The organism is Colwellia sp. E2M01, assembly GCF_018860585.1.
In the GTDB taxonomy this organism is placed as follows: Bacteria; Pseudomonadota; Gammaproteobacteria; order Enterobacterales; family Alteromonadaceae; genus Colwellia.
The window spans coordinates 40,285-57,267 of sequence record NZ_JAHKPR010000039.1; the positions used below are offsets into that span (position 1 = coordinate 40,285).

Sequence of the window (16,983 nt, forward strand, 5' to 3'; positions counted from 1 at the left end):
TTGGGAAGAAATTTAATCAGATTGGTATTATAAGCTTTAGCTCGTACCTAAGATTTAGAAAATATAGATACAAGCTAGTTAAAATAAATAGCTTGTAGGTAGTAGGTAGTAGGTAGTAGGTAGGGGAAAGTAAAACTTTAAAAATATAAGAAAGCGAACAGGGCCTATTATATTGTTAGAGTAAAAGTAACTGGACCATCGTTAAGTAAAGAGACTTTCATATCGGCACCAAAACGCCCTGTTGGCGCTTTAAAACCTTTGTCTCTTAATTGCTGAGTAAAGTATTCATACAATGTATTACTAAATTCAGGTTTTGCTGCAGACGTAAAACTTGGGCGCATACCACTAGAAGTATCAGCAGCTAAAGTAAACTGAGAAACAACAAGAATATCGCCTCCCGCTTGTTTCACATTAAGATTCATCTTATCGTTTTCATCACTAAACACGCGATAGCCAGCTACGCGTTCAGCAAGGCGTTTTGCTTTGGCTTCATCATCAAGTGGTTCAATAGCTAAAAGCACCAGTAAACCTGATGCTATTTCACCAACAATTTCATTATCAACTGTAACGCTTGCCTGACTGACCCGTTGTATTAAAACTATCATTTATTTTCCTGTTCATATCAATCGGATTAATTAAGTGATCACTTAATTAGTTGGATTGGTATCATTTACTTGTTTGTGAATTTTTATCGTTAGACATTACAGAATCATCCACTATTGATACTGACTCTTTTGTAATCCCTTTATCTTCTGCTTCCATCTCTTTTAAGGCACTTTCTGTTAACTCAATATATTCTTGTCGAGATACAGTAATTAATGCACCTACCAACACAACAAGCCAAGAAACATAAACCCATAAAAATATAATAGGAATAGTCGCTAATGCGCCATAAATAATTTGATAAGACGGGAATGCACTCAAATATTTGGCGAAAGATATTTTAGCTATTTCAAATAATACTCCAGCAACAGTTGCCCCCAATAAAGCAAACCTAAAAGGAACCACTTTATTAGGGACGGCCATATAAAGAATAACAAAGGCAGCAATTGAAGACAGTAAAGGTAGTAACGGCAACAACAGATCTCTACCAAGCATTGCTGAATCATCAATCGCCACAATAGACAGTATATGTGTAGATAAAGCAATACTTGCCCCGACTAAAATAGGGCCAAGCGTTAATACCATCCAATACATAGCAAAGGACGTCATTAGTCGACGTTTTCTTTTAATTCGCCAAATTTTATTAAAGGTATTATCTATAGTTGAAATTAACAGTAAGGCAGCAACAAACAAGAAGGAAATAGCAATGGCTGACATTTTTGAAGCATTATTAATAAAACCTGTTAAATATTCTTTAACGATATCCCCTGCCGCGGGCACAAAATGTTGATATACAAATTGTTCTAATAATTGCTGAATTTCAGAAAATAATGGAAAGGCTGTCATCACCGAAAAAGTCACCATTATTAATGGTACAAGCGACATTAAACAAACAAATGATAAATATCCTGCGATCATTTGAATGTCTTCACGTTTAACCCGTCTGACAAAATAAAACAATTGCCCTTTATGTTCAGTCCAGCATTTATGTACGATTGTGTTTTTAAATAAACTCATGCTTGTTAACAATTTACTGATTTTATTAAGATAGTGTTCATATTAAGATAGCAGTAATTAATTAGCTAGTTTTCGAAACAGAAATTTGGAGTGTTCATGTCAGGTCAAGGTTCTGCGGGTAATGTTATTGCCGCAATATGTAATGTTTTTTTTCCTGGTTTAGGACAACTCGTGCAAGGTAGATTATTAGCCGCAATAGTTTTTGCTATTGTTTGCGTTGGCGGTTATGCACTTTGGTGGTTAGTAATCCCAGCAATTATTGCCGCTGTATTTCACTTATGGGCAATAATAGACGCTGCAACTTTTCAAGATAACCCTTATAGGTAACTTTTTATACGTAACTTTTTATAAGTAACTTTTAGAGTATTACGGCTAGTTCTTACGCATAAAACGCTATTTGATAGCTTAAGTTAACCCCATGAAAAGTAAAACGCACTTATATCGTGCAATAATTTAAGTATTTTAATCTAACGACTGGGTTAAATAGCCGATAAATGCTAATGTAATAGCTGATTAATTAATAACAATACATAAAAGGTATATTAACCTTATCGATAATAAGTTAAGCCGAGCATCAACAGTATCGCAATAAAAACATTAAACTATTGTTAATGTTTACAAACAATTAGCTAATTGTATTTATTGGTAGTTAATAATATTCTAATTGCCGTTTTGTTAGAAGTAACGATAATTCATGATCGAAATAAAATTATCGACGAACAAATTAAAAACTTGGTCTGTTTATTGCTTTTTAAATATCAAAATCAAGTTATTTTTAAGTTTATCCCATACGTAACCGGTAGGTTACCGGTAAACTTAAACCCTAAATCCTTTATTATATAAGCCTAGGAGCCTACAATGAGTGGAAACCAAACTCGCCTACAAGCAATTGAGCAAATCACTAATCGTGCACCATTATCGTTCAATATGACAGAATCATTGAACCAAATTTGGGCAACAGACGTTTTTAACTTACAAAAAATGGAAGAGGCTATCTCTAAGAAAGCCTATAAAGCGATTAAAAAAACAGTTCAAACTGGCGCAGCATTAGATTCTGCAACAGCTGATATTGTTGCAGCAGCAATGAAAGATTGGGCTTTATCTAAAGGCGCTAAATTCTTCTCTCACGTTTTCTACCCAATGACTAACATTACCGCAGAAAAGCATGATGCATTCATCTTGACTAACTCTGAAGGTAACGCAATTAACGAATTTACAGGTAGCTTGTTAATTAAAGGCGAACCAGATGGTTCTTCTTTCCCTAACGGTAGTCTACGTATGACAAACGCAGCGCGTGGTTATACTGCATGGGATCCAACAAGCCCAGCATACATTCAGCATACATCGAATGGCGCAACCTTAATGATTCCAAGTGTTTTCATGTCTTGGACTGGTGAAGCGCTAGATAAAAAAATTCCACTTTTACGCTCAAACGCAGCAATGAATACAGCAGCGAAAAAAGTATTATCATTAATGGGCGAAACAGAAATTGCTGACCTAAACTCAAGTGCTGGTCCTGAGCAAGAATACTTCTTAGTAGATGAAAACTTTGCTAACGCTCGTCCTGATTTATTATTAGCTGGCCGTACTTTATTTGGTGCTGCTCCTGCTAAAGGTCAACAGTTTGATGATCACTACTTCGGTGCTATCCCTGCACGTGTTCAAGTGTTCATGCAAGACTTCGAAGACAAATTATACAAACTTGGTATCCCAGCTAAAACACATCACAACGAAGTTGCTCCTGGTCAATTTGAAATTGCGCCATACTACGGTGCAGCAAACGTTGGTGCTGACCAACAACAATTGTTAATGACAATGATGAAACAAACAGCTAAAGAACATGGTTTCTTATGTTTGTTACATGAAAAACCATTTGCTGGTGTTAACGGCTCGGGTAAACACGTTAACTGGTCTGTTGGTAACAGCACGCAAGGTAACTTACTTGATCCAGGTAAAACACCACACGACAACCTACAGTTCTTATTATTCTGTGGCGCGGTAATCCGTGGTGTACATAAACATGGTCCATTATTACGTGCAGTAATTGCTTCTGCTGGTAACGATCATCGTTTAGGTGCTAACGAAGCTCCACCGGCTATCCTTTCTGTTTACCTAGGTGATCAGTTAGAAAAAGTATTTGAAGACATTAAAGCAGGTAAACTTATCGGTTCAACTGACGGCGGCGAAATGGACTTAGGTCTTTCTCAAATCCTTAACTTTGACCGTGATCCAGGCGATCGTAACCGTACTTCTCCATTCGCATTTACAGGTAACCGTTTTGAGTTCCGTGCTGTTGGTTCAGAGCAATCAGTTTCTGGTCCATTAGTAGCAATGAACACAATGCTTGCTGACTCTTTAGATTGGATTGCAGAGAAATTAGAAGCTGCACTTAAAACTCAAGATCAAACAGCTGCAGTTATCACTGTATTAAAAGAGTTAATGGAATTACACGGTAACGCAGTATTTGGCGGTGACGGTTACTCTTCTGAGTGGCACGAAATGGCAGTTAAAGAGCGCGGTTTATTAAACTTACCAACGTCTGCTGATGCATTACCACACTTAATGTCTGACGAAACCAAAGGGTTATTCGAACGTACTGGTGTTTTATCAGCGGTTGAATTAGAAAGTCGTTACGAAGTATATGCTGAGCAATACAACTTAGCGATTGAAGTTGAAGCTAAATTAGTAAGTGACATTGCTACGACTAAGATCTACCCAGCAGCAATTGCTTACTTATCAGACTTAACACACACAACAGCTACATCACTTGATTTAGGTATTGAATTAGATACTTCAATTGCTAAAAAGGTTGCTGAACATATTAACGGTTTAATGGCTGCAGTAGCTACAATTGATGTTGAAGTTGCTAAACATGATTTTGCAGACGTTGAAGCGCACATGCGTCATAGTGCTGATGTTATCTGTCCATTAATGGCTGAAGCTCGCTTACACGGTGATGCATTAGAAATGTTAGTAGCTGATGACTTATGGCCACTACCTAAGTACCAAGAAATGTTATTTATTAAATAATAACTGCTAGTCTTTTTTAAAAAGCCGCTCTTTTAAGAGCGGCTTTTTTGTTTCTGTTATAGAAAGCCCTACTCTAACTCATTACAACTAATCATTATTCAGCGCCCTGCTGCTCTTCAATTAACGCCTTGCCTCTAAGCCTTTAAGTTCTCGCTAAGTGCTCACTTTCTTATGCGGATTGATATAATAGTGCTTGTTTTTATTTTTAGAAAAGCTATTATCCAAACATACAACTTACTAGTTTTTTATTTAATCTACCCCAATGTTTAAAAACTACAGCTTAATAAAGAATAACCTTCTTACCTTACCAATTTAAGCCGAACGTAAATCGTACGTTCGGCGGTTTCCCCTATTAAAAATTATTAACCTCTTTATTTTCATTTGAATTTCATATTCGTTCGGTTGGAGAATTAGCCGTGCTTAATATCAATTTGATTAAGTCTATTTTCAGGTCTGGCAAAACCTCAATTTGCCCATCAAACATTATTTTTAAAAAAGCGGGTTTTCGTAGGTTATCCGATCCTATAGCTATCGCATTCATGTTAGATAATTTAGCATTTTGCCAAACTAGAGCTTCAAGATTGCAAAACAGGGTAAGAGTAGGTAGCACTGTCATATTAAAAAATATAAATACTCAAGAAGTATTAACATTAAAAATAACATTGGATGAAAAGCCACATATTGAAAAAGGAATTATATCTTTCAGCTCAATTTTAGGAACCCAACTGCTAGGTTTACGATGTGGTGACATTACCAAAACCAATACCGAAGCAGGTCAACTGCATTGGGAAATACTAACCGTTAACCATCACTAACTAGATTAGCTTAAAGATAAAATTAAAAAGAAGCATAAACATAAACCCGAGAGTGCTACAAAAAATGAAGCACTCTCTTTTAACCAACAAAAACGAGAAACATTATGGAAACACAACCAGATATTATTATTTCAACGACCGATTTAGCAGCATTAGAAGATCAAATAGAAAAAAGTAATTTATCACATGAGCAGGTCGAAGCCCTTGAAGATGAATTAGCCCGAGCAACCATTGTTAAATCTAAAGACATGCCAGAAGATGTGGTTATGATTGGCAGCCAAGTAACCTTTAAAATAGTAGCGAGTCAAAAAGTATTCACTAAAACCTTATGCTTTGCTCATGACGTTACTAAATTTGAAGATAGTATTTCAATATTTGCACCAATAGGATCCGCCCTTTTAGGCTTAAGAACAGGGCAATGCATCCAATGGCAAACACAACAAGGGCTACAATCTGTCGAAATAATCAACGTCGCTCAACTATAAAAAGTTAATTTAACACTAACAAATTTTTTTGAATTGCGATAAATTACAGAAATTATTTTTGCTAATTAATTCCCGCGTAAACAATTTTGTTAACGCGACAGCACAAAAACGAATAAAAACAGAGCGATTAAAGTTCATATTTTATACTTTTAAGTGCTAATAAAAAGCAAATGGCGTACCGATAAACATAAGGGTTTACATGTCGTATATTCAAGAAACAATCTCTGAACTTAAAAAAAGCAGTCCAGCACAAGGTGAGTTTTACCAAGCAGTCGAAGAAGTGTTAAGTTCATTAGAGCCAGTATTAAGTGCAAACGAGCAATATCAACAACAAGCAATAATTCAACGAATGGTAGAGCCTGAACGTCAAATTATGTTTCGCGTTCCCTGGGTTGATGATAATGGCTGTATCCAAGTAAACAAGGGGTACAGAGTAGAATTTAACTCGGCAATTGGCCCTTATAAAGGTGGACTTCGTTTTCACCCATCAGTAAACGCCGGTATTATTAAATTTTTAGGTTTCGAACAAATGTTTAAAAATGCTTTAACCGGTTTACCTATTGGTGCCGGTAAAGGTGGTGCTAACTTTGATCCTAAAGGCAAAAGTGACGGTGAAATTATGCGTTTTTGCCAATCATTTATGACTGAATTATATCGCCATATTGGTCCAACAACCGATGTTCCTGCTGGAGATATTGGTGTTGGCGCACGTGAAATCGGTTATATGTTTGGTCAATATAAACGTTTAACAGGACGTTATGAAGGTGTATTAACGGGTAAAAGTTTACTTTGGGGCGGCTCATTAGTACGCAAAGAAGCTACGGGTTATGGCACAGTTTATTTTGCTGATTACATGTTAAATAGTCGTGGTGAAAGCTTACAAGGTACACAATGCCTTGTTTCCGGATCAGGTAATGTAGCAATTTACGCCATGGAAAAACTTTGCCAGTTAGGCGCTACTCCTATTGCGTGTAGTGACTCTTCAGGTACTTTATATCACGCAACAGGTATTGTTCTTGCTGAAGTGAAAAACCTTAAAGAAGTACAACGCACTTCATTATCAAATTACCTTAAAACTTACCCTGAAGCTGAATTTACGCCAACATCTGATTACCCTGAAGATGGTCATGCTATTTGGCGCTACAAAGCCGATGCAGCTTTCCCATGCGCAACTCAAAATGAACTAACAGAAGCGGATGCAAATGCGTTAATAAAAAATGGTTGTTATGTCGTTAGCGAAGGCGCCAATATGCCATCAACAGCTGAAGCCGTAGATGCTTTTATTGATGCGGGTATTTCTTATGGGCCAGGTAAAGCCGCTAATGCTGGTGGCGTAGCAACAAGTCAATTAGAAATGGCACAAAACGCCAGCATGCAAAAGTGGACGTTTGAGCAAGTAGACGAACAATTAAAGCAAATAATGAAAGATATATTTATCAGCGCGAGTGAAACAGCGAAAGAGTTTGGGCAAGAAAACAACCTAGTATTAGGTGCTAATATTGCTGGTTTTAGACGTGTTGCCGATGCCATGATTGAGCAAGGTGTTGTTTAATACCAATAGGATTAATACCAATAGGATTAATACCAATCGGATTAATTAAAAAAAAGGTCGATTAGCATAACTAATCGACCTTTTTTATTGGCTACTTATAAGTAAGTTTCTACTTATTTAGAACCACGACTTTCGCGTTTACGTTCATTTTCTTTTAAAGACTTTTTACGTATACGGATATTGTCAGGAGTAACTTCAACTAACTCATCGTTATCGATAAACTCTAACGCTTGCTCTAATGACATAACAATTGGCGGCGTTAACGTTTGTGCTTCATCTGTACCTGATGAACGAACGTTAGTTAATTGCTTACCTTTAAGGGCGTTAACCGTTAAATCGTTATCGCGGCTATGAATACCAATAACTTGGCCTTCATAAATATCAACACCGTGACCAATTAACATACGACCACGAGATTGTAAGTTAAAGATAGCGTTAGTTAATGCTTTACCAGTAGCGTTAGCAATCATTACACCATTTTTACGTTGGCCAATGTCGCCACCTTTGTGCGGTCCGTATTCAAAGAACGTATGGTAAATCAAACCAGAGCCAGACGTTAATGTCATGAATTCTGTTTGGAAACCAATTAAACCACGGCTTGGCATGATAAAGTCCATACGAATACGACCTGTGCCATCTGGCGCCATATCAGTTAATTCTGCTTTACGAACACCCATTCTTTCCATGATAGGACCTTGATGTTGTTCTTCAACATCAATCGTTACTGTTTCGTATGGTTCTTCTAATACACCATTTACTTCACGAATAATAACTTCTGGACGTGATACAGCTAATTCAAAACCTTCACGACGCATGTTCTCAATTAAAATACCTAAGTGAAGTTCACCACGGCCTGATACTTTAAATTTATCAGCATCTTCTAATTGCTCAACACGTAATGCAACGTTATGAATTAATTCTTTATCTAAACGATCTTTGATATTACGTGACGTTACAAATTTACCTTCTTTACCACAAAATGGTGAAGTGTTTACTTGGAAAGTCATGTTGATTGTTGGCTCATCAACAGAAAGTGCAGGTAAACCTTCAACTTCAGATGGGCAACAAATCGTATCAGAGATTTTTAACTCGCCTAAACCAGTAATTGCGATAATATCGCCAGCAAAACCTTCAGCAACATCTAAACGTTCAAGGCCTAAGTAACCGAATACTTTACCCACTTTAGCATTATGAACACCGCCATTTGCTAATTGAATAGTAACTTGTTGGTTAGGCTTAACTGAACCACGAGTAACACGACCAACACCAATTACGCCTAAGTATGAGCTGTAATCAAGTTGAGAAATTTGCATTTGGAAAGGACCATCAGGATCCGCAGTAGGCGCTGGTACTTCGTTTAAAATAGTATCAAACAAAGGAGTCATGTTAGTGCCAACTTCGCCTTCTTCAAGGGTAGCCCAACCATTAATAGCTGAAGCATAAACAACTTTAAAATCAAGTTGTTCATCAGTAGCACCAAGGTTATCAAATAATTCAAAAACTTGATCCATAACCCAATCAGGACGAGCACCAGGCTTATCAATTTTATTAATTACAACAATTGGCTTTAAACCTTGAGCAAACGCTTTTTTCGTTACGAAACGCGTTTGTGGCATAGGACCTTCTTGTGCATCAACAATAAGTAAAACAGAGTCTACCATTGACATTACACGCTCAACCTCACCACCAAAATCGGCATGGCCTGGAGTATCTACAATGTTTACACGGTAGTCGTTCCAGTTAATAGCCGTGTTTTTAGCTAAGATTGTGATACCACGTTCTTTCTCGATATCGTTCGAGTCCATTGTACGTTCTTCAAGACCGCCACGTGTATCTAAGGTACCAGACTGTTCTAATAACTTATCAACTAAAGTGGTTTTTCCGTGGTCAACGTGGGCAATAATTGCCACATTTCTTAATTTATCTAACACAGGCGTTACTCGCTGTTGCTAACGTTTATCACACTCTCAAGAGTTTTAAGTAAATAAACGAATAGGGCTATAATTGGCGCGCATTATACAGCTTTTATGGCTAAAAAGAAAACACTAAATTAATTACTATATCCCCATTACACTTTATTAAGAATGATGCTAGTTTATCTATATCAGTTATATTATCGATGTCATAAAAGGTTACACCAATTTTTGCTATAAACTCATCTATACTGCACTTAACTGCATTGAGTTAAGAACAACATTCATTGAATTGGTATCTGTGATTAAAATGCTAAACATCTTACTTAAACAGCACGCTAAAAAAGTCTTTAAACTCTTCACACCCCTCTTACTGTCTTTATCTGTTGCTGCATGCTCATCAACGGGCTTCGGTGATTTATTTAGTAATTACAATCAACAAATGCAAGGCGTAAAAGTAGCGCAGAAAAATGGCGACTTCCAACAAGCAATATCTCTCATTCCTGCCCGCAATGAAAATGATGGTACATACAGCCTAACGCTATTAGAAAAAGGCCGCCTAGAATACCTAGCAATGAATACGTCACTTAGCCAGCAAGACTTAGAAAAAGTTTATCAGCGTGTTAAAGAGCAACAACAAGCAGCAAAAATTCAATTAAGTCGACAAACAGCAAAAGTGGCTTCTGTTGTAACTAACGACAATGCCATGAGTTATGACGTCCCTTATTACGAGCAAAGCATGCTCAACTCATATCAAGCACTAAATTATTTAAATCAACAAGATCTTTCTGGTGCTTTAGTCGAAATTAGGCGCGCAAATATAGTTCAAAACAACGCTTTAAAAGCCAATAGGCAAAGCATTGAAGATAGTCAGAAAAAAATGGCTGACGAAGGAATTAGTCAAAAAACACTTAATAGTAAATATCCCGCGCAAAGTACGGCTATCGGACAAGTAAAAAATGGCTTTCAAAATGCTTACACCTTTTATTTATCAGGCGTATTGTATGAAGCCGCAGGTCAAGTAAACGACGCTTATATCGATTACAAAAAAGCATTAGAGATATACCCTAGCAACACCACGGTGCAAAAAGATGTATGGCGACTAGCCAATCAATTAGCGATGAGTAACGACATCGAAATATTTACAAAGCGTTTTGCCCCAGCGATTACGCAAAGTGTTAGCGTGAGTAATAACGGCCAACTCGTACTAATTGTTGAACAAGGTATTGTAAACAGTAAACAGCAAGTTTCGCTTAGCCTACCAATATTTAGTTATCACAATAACGTTCGTTTTTACAATGTTGCCCTACCTGTTTACCCAAACACTTTACAAAAATACTCAGGGGTATCATTAAGTTATCAAGGAAAAAATTATCAATCAGAAGAAATTGTTCGCCTTCAGTCCCTTGCCGCTAAACAACTACAAGATAACATGCCAGGCATTGTGACAAGACAAATAGTACGCCTTGTTGCCAAAGAACAAATCAGAAAACAAGCAGCACGCAAAGGCGGAGATATAGGTAACATATTAGCCAACCTCTATAATATAGTATCAGAGAAAGCCGATACTCGAAGCTGGAGCACATTACCTGACAGTATTGAAATACTTCGTGTTGATTTAGCCGCAGGGCAGCACGATCTGACTTTAAACATAAACGGTAATAAACAAACAATAACTGTTAACATTAACCCAAATAGACAAACCTTAGTAACATTAACAGCAATCGACAGATATACTAATTATCAGACGATTAATCTGTGAATGACACCTTGATCACCGAAAGTAAGTTTTGATAAATATTTACCTGAACTCGGCTTAAGATGTTTTTAAATTCAGGTAAGAAAACGGCATAACGTCAGTTAAAAAATGGAGTACTACAAATGATTAAATTACCAGAAGTACAATCAATATCTTGGTCTATAACCAAAAAATCAACGCGACTGCGAGTAACATTAACAGCAGCATTAACAGTAGGTTTGTTAATCGGTGGCTGTAAAAATGTTCCACCTGTCACCTCAGGAGTGGGCACAGACCAAATGGCTCCAGGACAAAAATTTGAAAAACACTTACAAGTCGATAACCCTGATCTCGGTAAAAAGCTACATATAAGCGACATCAGATCACGCAAGAATAATTCTCTACTTGAACTTAATTTATCACTTACCAGCACTTATAAAAAAACACAGCACCTGCAATATCAATTTACCTGGTTTGATGCCGATGGTTTTGTTATTGAAGCAGGAAAAAGCCCATGGCAACCACTCGAATTAAACGGTATGCAAACAGCGAGTCTGCCTGGGTTAGCGCCAACGCCACAAGTGGCGACATTTAAAATTTATGTACGAGAAGTAGCAGAGCAATATTTCAAGTTTGCCGATTAAGAAAAGATCAGATACCTACTCGACAGAGCACTCGGGTAGGTATTTTAAAATTAAACAACAATTTACATGACTAACATAAAGGAAGAAACATGAATAAACTTATAATGATCACCAGTGTTGCACTCACCCTTACTCTTGTCGCCGGCTGTACTAATAAGTCAGTTGTACGTTATGGTGATGCAAACGCGGTAGAAACAACCAACATTGAGTTTGGTTCAACAGATTTACAAAAAGTGGCGGGTGAAATGACCGACTCTTTATTAGTATCTCCTGTAATAGGCACCTTAACCGCTAATAGTCGCCCTATTCTGTTTGTGGAAAGCATTAAAAATAAAACCAGCGAGCACATAGATACCGAATCAATTACTGACTCTATTTCAACAAAATTATTACGCTCAGGTAAGTTTAGGTTTGTTGATATGAGCCGCGTTGCTGCAGCCAGAAAACAACTTGATTACCAACAAAACAGCGGCATGGTTGACCCAAGTAAGGCAATGCAATTTGGTAAACAAGTTGGCGCTCAATATATGCTTTACGGCAACCTAGCAAGTATAGTAAAAACAAACAAAGACCAATCTGACGTGTATTATAAATTTACCTTGCGCTTAATGGATTTAGAAAGTGGTTTAATTGAATGGGCAGACGAAACCGAAATCCGTAAAACGAAAGAAAAAGAATTCGTTAGTTGGTAAATTTAACGAGCTTGGTTTACATAACCTGAGCTCGGTTTAATAAAGAGGAAAGATAATGAAATCGCTATTATTAATAAGCTTAACCTTGTTCACACTATGCTTTAGCCTTTCATCAACAGCAGCTTATGAAAGAAATAAAGCCGTACCTGTAAAACAAGTATTATTTGGCACCGTAGTATCGGTGAGAAATATCAGTCAAGAAGAGTTAATTAAAGATAAAAATAGCGGTTGGAAAACCTTTGGCGGAGCTTTAATAGGCGGCGTTATTGGTAATCAATTTGGTGGTGGTAGTGGCCGTACTATCGCCACCGTATTAGGTACAGTGATTGGTGGCAATGTTGCTAATAACAATAGCCAAGATAAAACAGTAGTTATTAACTTAGTCGAACTAATGATCACCATTGATTGTGAAGAGAAACAATGCCAACAGTTTATGGTCATTCAAGACTATGATCCCAGTATGGTTTTTCAACCGCAAGATGCAGTAAGAATGGTTTACCTAACAGATGACAGTGTCAGAATTGATAAGCAATATTAAAAATTATTTATTACATTACCGAGTAATAAGCAAATAACTACTGCGCGATTAACTACTGCACGATTAACTACTGTGCGATTGACACCCCGCCTACAAGTCAAATGTTTTAAGACTTACTTGTAGGCGGGAACTTGTTCGCGCTTTATCTGTTTATTAACATTATATACGTTTACTTAGCATTAATTGATAACCATTAATTACCAACCATATTCAGGCTTAAATTAATGGGCTTTCTTTAAATTAATAATATCAGCACTTTTAGATCTGCTTAGATTATTCTGTTTCCATACAAGGTCACAAATTCCGTCACTAGGATTAAAACCTGTAGGCGCATGTAATAACAACTCTCTAATCAACTCATGATTAAAGTTATGGCACGCTTCATCAAGCTTATCTAATAAAGAAGATAACAACGCCCAATCTAACATGACTTCATGCGCGGTCATAATGCGCTCATGAGAAGTACCTTCAACATTATCGCCAATAAGTAACTCTTCATAAAGCTTTTCACCCGGGCGCAAACCAGTACATTTTATTTCAATATCACCACTTGGGTTTTTAGCATCTTTAACTGAAAAGCCACTCAAATGAATGATCTTTTTAGCTAAATCATAAATTTTTACTGAATCGCCCATGTCTAACACAAATACATCACCACCTTTGCCCATAGCCCCAGCCTGTATAACAAGCTGTGATGCTTCAGGAATAGTCATAAAGTAACGGGTAATATCAGGGTGAGTTAAGGTTACAGGTCCACCGCTTTTAATTTGCTTTCTAAATAAAGGAACAACCGAGCCAGACGAGCCAAGCACATTCCCAAACCGAACCATAGAAAAGCGTGTGTTGTCTTGAGTTTTAGCTAAGGCTTGTAACACCAACTCAGCCATACGCTTAGTAGTACCCATAATATTAGTAGGTCTTACGGCTTTATCAGTAGAAATAAGCACAAAAGTCTCTACTTTGGCATTTATCGCAGCACGAGCTGTATAGTAAGTACCAAAGACGTTATTTCTAACACCTTCAACAACATTATGCTCTACAAGTGGCACGTGCTTATATGCTGCTGCATGATAAACCGTTTGTACCGCAAAGCTTTTCATTGCTGTCTCAATACGATTAACTCTTTGCACTGAGCCCATTAACGGAATAATTTCAGTGTTTAACTGGTTCGCGGTTTTATATTCATTAAGCTCTTTATCAATGGTGTATAAAGCAAACTCTGATAACTCAAACATAACCAATTTAGTCGGTTGTAAACGAATGATTTGTCGACACAACTCAGAGCCAATTGAACCACCGGCACCGGTTACCATAACAACCTTACCCGCAATATCAGCATTCATTAGCTCGGGCCTAGGCGCAACAGGATCTCGGCCTAATAAATCTTCAACACCAACATCTTTAAATTCTTCAAGTTTAGCTTTGCCATCAACTAAGTCAGCAATACCTGGAATAGTTAACACTTGCAGACCTAACGACTCAATTTTATTTAACACCTCTTTACGACGTTCTCGTGATGTACTAGGCATCGCTAATAATATTTTCTTTATTCTTTTTTGAGTAACTAAACGTTCAATTTGGCTTGGAGCATAAACCTGTATACCATGAATAATATGACCTTGCAGCGCCGTGTCATCATCTACAAATGCCGCAGCATGGTATTCAGCCCCTTGTGATAATGCTGTAGTTAATTGCCTACCAGAAGAGCCTGCACCAAAAATCAGTACTGCGGTTTTCTTATGCCATAATTTATGCCCTACAATTGCTCTAATAGCGACTCTTGAGCCACCAACAAAAAGCAAACATAGCACTAAAAAAATAAAAGGCACGGTACGTGGTATAGAAATTTGAAGTAAAAATGAAACACCTATAATAAAGGTTGCAGATAAAATACTGCCGCCTCCGATTGCCCAAACTGCCTGCATATTTACATAACGCAACACAGCTCGATAAAGGCCTAACTTAATAAAAGCAATAATACAAAAAGGTAAAGCGAAAACAAAAACTAGCCAATAATTTTGATTGAGAACTAGTGACACATTGTCTAGTCGCATTAATAACGCCAAAGCAAATGCACTAATCAAAAATAGGGTATCAACTAAAACGGTAATAATGCGTTTATATACACGGGGTAAACTTAAAATTGACTTTAACAAAGACACCAAACACTCCTTTTACGCCTGATAATAAATTCCTTCAACGGCTAATATTATAACCCCAAAACCGTCCTAAGTGGGATGCTAATTACGATATATCTCGTATTTTACTCGGCGACTTCTATAAGACTAGCAGGTAATATGTTTTCGTAACAGTTTTGCAACATATTTTTTGCACTATCATCACCATGTACTATTTTAATATGTTTAGGTTTATGACGCATACGTTTAACAAAGTTGATAAGTCCCGCTTGATCTGCATGGGCAGAATAACCACTTATACTGTGCACGGCTGCATTAATATAATGCTTTTGTCCTGCTAGCGTTACATAACCGTTATACTTATTTGCATATTTTTGAATATCTCTCCCAGGCGTACCCTGCGCTTGATAACCCACAAACAAAATGTCAGTAGTTTTATCACTAATAAATTGTGTTAAATAGTTCATTATCCGCCCGCCAGAGCACATACCACTAGCAGCAATAACAATGGCAGGCTTATTACGTTTAGCCAAAGCTTTTACAACTGACAAATGTTGTTTGTGATCACCAATAGTATAAAGTTGCTCAAAATTTAAAGGGTGTCGACCAGCTTTTACTTTATGCATAGCTTCAGCATCCCATAAGCTTTTAAATTTTTTATACTGTTCAGTAAAGTTTGCCGCCATGGGTGAGTCTACAATAACTTCAATAGATTGCCACATTGTTTGTAGCTGCCTACTACCTTGGCCTTTTTTAAGCTGAACAGATTGTTGATAAATTATTTGTTCTAATTCGTATAACAATTCTTGAGTACGGCCAATACTAAAGGCAGGAATAAGTACCACGCCATTATCGTTAACTGCTTTTTCAATAACGCCTTGTAAGTTTTGACGACGCTGCTTTCTACTTTGATGATTTTTATCGCCATAAGTTGACTCTATAACCAAAGTGTCAGCCCGATAAGGACTTTTAGGTGCAGGCAGTAAAGGCGCATACGGTGCGCCTAAATCACCAGAAAAAACCACTCTGTGCTTATTAGTTATAGAGCCATTAAAATTATTAATACTGTTAATTGCTTTACTAGTATTAGCAAAAATAGGCTCAGCTAGATCTATTTCAACATAAGCAGACCCTAAAATATGTCCTGCAGGTTGAAACTTAGCTTTGGCTTTTCTATAAGTGATATAACTATTCGTATTTACACTTTCAGATATAGTATTGACAGGTAAACTAAACCACTGTTTATAAGGAATTGAGGTAATTTGTTTTTTTAATAATTTAAGACACGCTGCAATTAAAGTTTTGTCACGGGTAACACCCACCTTTAATGCATCTTCAATCACTAAAGGCAGTAAACTAGCAGAAGCCTCAGTACAAAATATGGGACCGGTAAAGCCTGCCGCTAATAAATACGGAATTCGACCAACGTGATCAATATGACAATGAGTAACAATTAAAGCACTGATATGTGTTACATCAAAATCAATCGCTAAACCATCACCTTCGGGGTTTCCAGAGATTTCCGCACCTTGAAACAAACCACAATCAATTAGCACACTCGTTGTAGCGTTAATCGTTAATTGATGACAAGAGCCTGTTACGCCGTTAACAGCGCCATGATGAGTAATTTGAGGAGAGATAAACATAATAAATCCTTTTTTAGTAGAACACGAATATCCTATTCGTCATTAATACATAACGTTATAACAAGTAAACCACCCAACATTCAAGTTTATCATCCACTTAAATGTTGCCCGTAGGAAGCTGCCTCCTACGGTAATCAAAATAATATAACCTCATATCTCAAAATGTAGGAAG

The 16,983-nt window shown here is 37.1% G+C and carries 14 protein-coding genes; 9 read left to right on the top strand and 5 right to left on the bottom strand.

Features of this window, described 5'->3' with window-relative positions; translation table 11 throughout:
- Positions 1–167: 167 nt before the first annotated feature.
- Both dtd and KO502_RS08905 read right to left on the bottom strand, forming a co-directional pair.
- Positions 168–605 carry a D-aminoacyl-tRNA deacylase gene (dtd, locus tag KO502_RS08900; protein WP_216022224.1) on the bottom strand — a complete coding sequence of 146 codons (438 nt, stop codon included), beginning with the start codon at positions 603–605 and terminating at the stop codon, positions 168–170.
- A 61-nt stretch (positions 606–666) separates the two neighbouring features.
- The gene (locus KO502_RS08905) at positions 667–1,620 is read right to left on the bottom strand and encodes a virulence factor BrkB family protein (RefSeq protein ID WP_252730680.1); all 954 of its coding nucleotides are present in this window, start codon (positions 1,618–1,620) and stop codon (positions 667–669) included.
- A 96-nt stretch (positions 1,621–1,716) separates the two neighbouring features.
- Here KO502_RS08905 and KO502_RS08910 point away from each other — a divergent pair, with 96 nt between their 5' ends.
- The 5 genes from KO502_RS08910 (at position 1,717) to gdhA (ending at position 7,502) form a co-directional block, all read left to right on the top strand.
- Complete coding sequence (locus tag KO502_RS08910) at positions 1,717–1,947, top strand: hypothetical protein (protein ID WP_216022226.1); 231 nt, start codon at positions 1,717–1,719, stop codon at positions 1,945–1,947.
- 531 nt (positions 1,948–2,478) lie between these two features.
- A complete protein-coding gene (locus tag KO502_RS08915; RefSeq protein ID WP_216022227.1) occupies positions 2,479–4,650 on the top strand; it encodes a glutamine synthetase III in 2,172 nt (723 codons plus the stop codon).
- Positions 4,651–5,066: 416 nt separating this feature from the next.
- Positions 5,067–5,465: a GreA/GreB family elongation factor gene (locus KO502_RS08920; RefSeq protein ID WP_354668313.1), complete on the top strand. Its 399-nt coding sequence runs from the start codon at positions 5,067–5,069 to the stop codon at positions 5,463–5,465.
- A gap of 104 nt (positions 5,466–5,569) precedes the next feature.
- Entirely contained in the window at positions 5,570–5,950 is a 381-nt protein-coding gene (gene rnk / locus KO502_RS08925) for a nucleoside diphosphate kinase regulator (RefSeq protein ID WP_216022228.1), read from the top strand.
- A gap of 199 nt (positions 5,951–6,149) precedes the next feature.
- Positions 6,150–7,502: an NADP-specific glutamate dehydrogenase gene (gdhA, locus tag KO502_RS08930; RefSeq protein ID WP_216022229.1), complete on the top strand. Its 1,353-nt coding sequence runs from the start codon at positions 6,150–6,152 to the stop codon at positions 7,500–7,502.
- Positions 7,503–7,615: 113 nt separating this feature from the next.
- Here the strand turns inward: gdhA and typA are convergent, their stop codons facing one another.
- Positions 7,616–9,433: a translational GTPase TypA gene (gene typA / locus KO502_RS08935; RefSeq protein WP_216022230.1), complete on the bottom strand. Its 1,818-nt coding sequence runs from the start codon at positions 9,431–9,433 to the stop codon at positions 7,616–7,618.
- Between the two features lie 292 nt (positions 9,434–9,725).
- On the opposite strand from typA, the gene KO502_RS08940 reads away from it, so the two are divergent.
- The 4 genes from KO502_RS08940 (at position 9,726) to KO502_RS08955 (ending at position 13,027) form a co-directional block, all read left to right on the top strand.
- On the top strand, positions 9,726–11,177 hold the full coding sequence (locus tag KO502_RS08940) for a hypothetical protein (protein WP_216022231.1): 1,452 nt from the start codon (positions 9,726–9,728) through the stop codon (positions 11,175–11,177).
- 119 nt (positions 11,178–11,296) lie between these two features.
- Positions 11,297–11,797: a YcfL family protein gene (locus KO502_RS08945; RefSeq protein ID WP_216022232.1), complete on the top strand. Its 501-nt coding sequence runs from the start codon at positions 11,297–11,299 to the stop codon at positions 11,795–11,797.
- Between the two features lie 89 nt (positions 11,798–11,886).
- On the top strand, positions 11,887–12,489 hold the full coding sequence (gene lpoB / locus KO502_RS08950) for a penicillin-binding protein activator LpoB (RefSeq protein WP_216022233.1): 603 nt from the start codon (positions 11,887–11,889) through the stop codon (positions 12,487–12,489).
- 55 nt (positions 12,490–12,544) lie between these two features.
- Positions 12,545–13,027 carry a glycine zipper 2TM domain-containing protein gene (locus tag KO502_RS08955; RefSeq protein WP_216022234.1) on the top strand — a complete coding sequence of 161 codons (483 nt, stop codon included), beginning with the start codon at positions 12,545–12,547 and terminating at the stop codon, positions 13,025–13,027.
- Positions 13,028–13,248: 221 nt separating this feature from the next.
- Here the strand turns inward: KO502_RS08955 and KO502_RS08960 are convergent, their stop codons facing one another.
- Both KO502_RS08960 and KO502_RS08965 read right to left on the bottom strand, forming a co-directional pair.
- Positions 13,249–15,192 carry a nucleoside-diphosphate sugar epimerase/dehydratase gene (locus KO502_RS08960; protein ID WP_216022235.1) on the bottom strand — a complete coding sequence of 648 codons (1,944 nt, stop codon included), beginning with the start codon at positions 15,190–15,192 and terminating at the stop codon, positions 13,249–13,251.
- A gap of 98 nt (positions 15,193–15,290) precedes the next feature.
- Positions 15,291–16,811, bottom strand: coding sequence for an MBL fold metallo-hydrolase (locus tag KO502_RS08965; protein WP_216022236.1), 1,521 nt, complete (start codon positions 16,809–16,811; stop codon positions 15,291–15,293).
- Positions 16,812–16,983 lie beyond the last annotated feature (172 nt).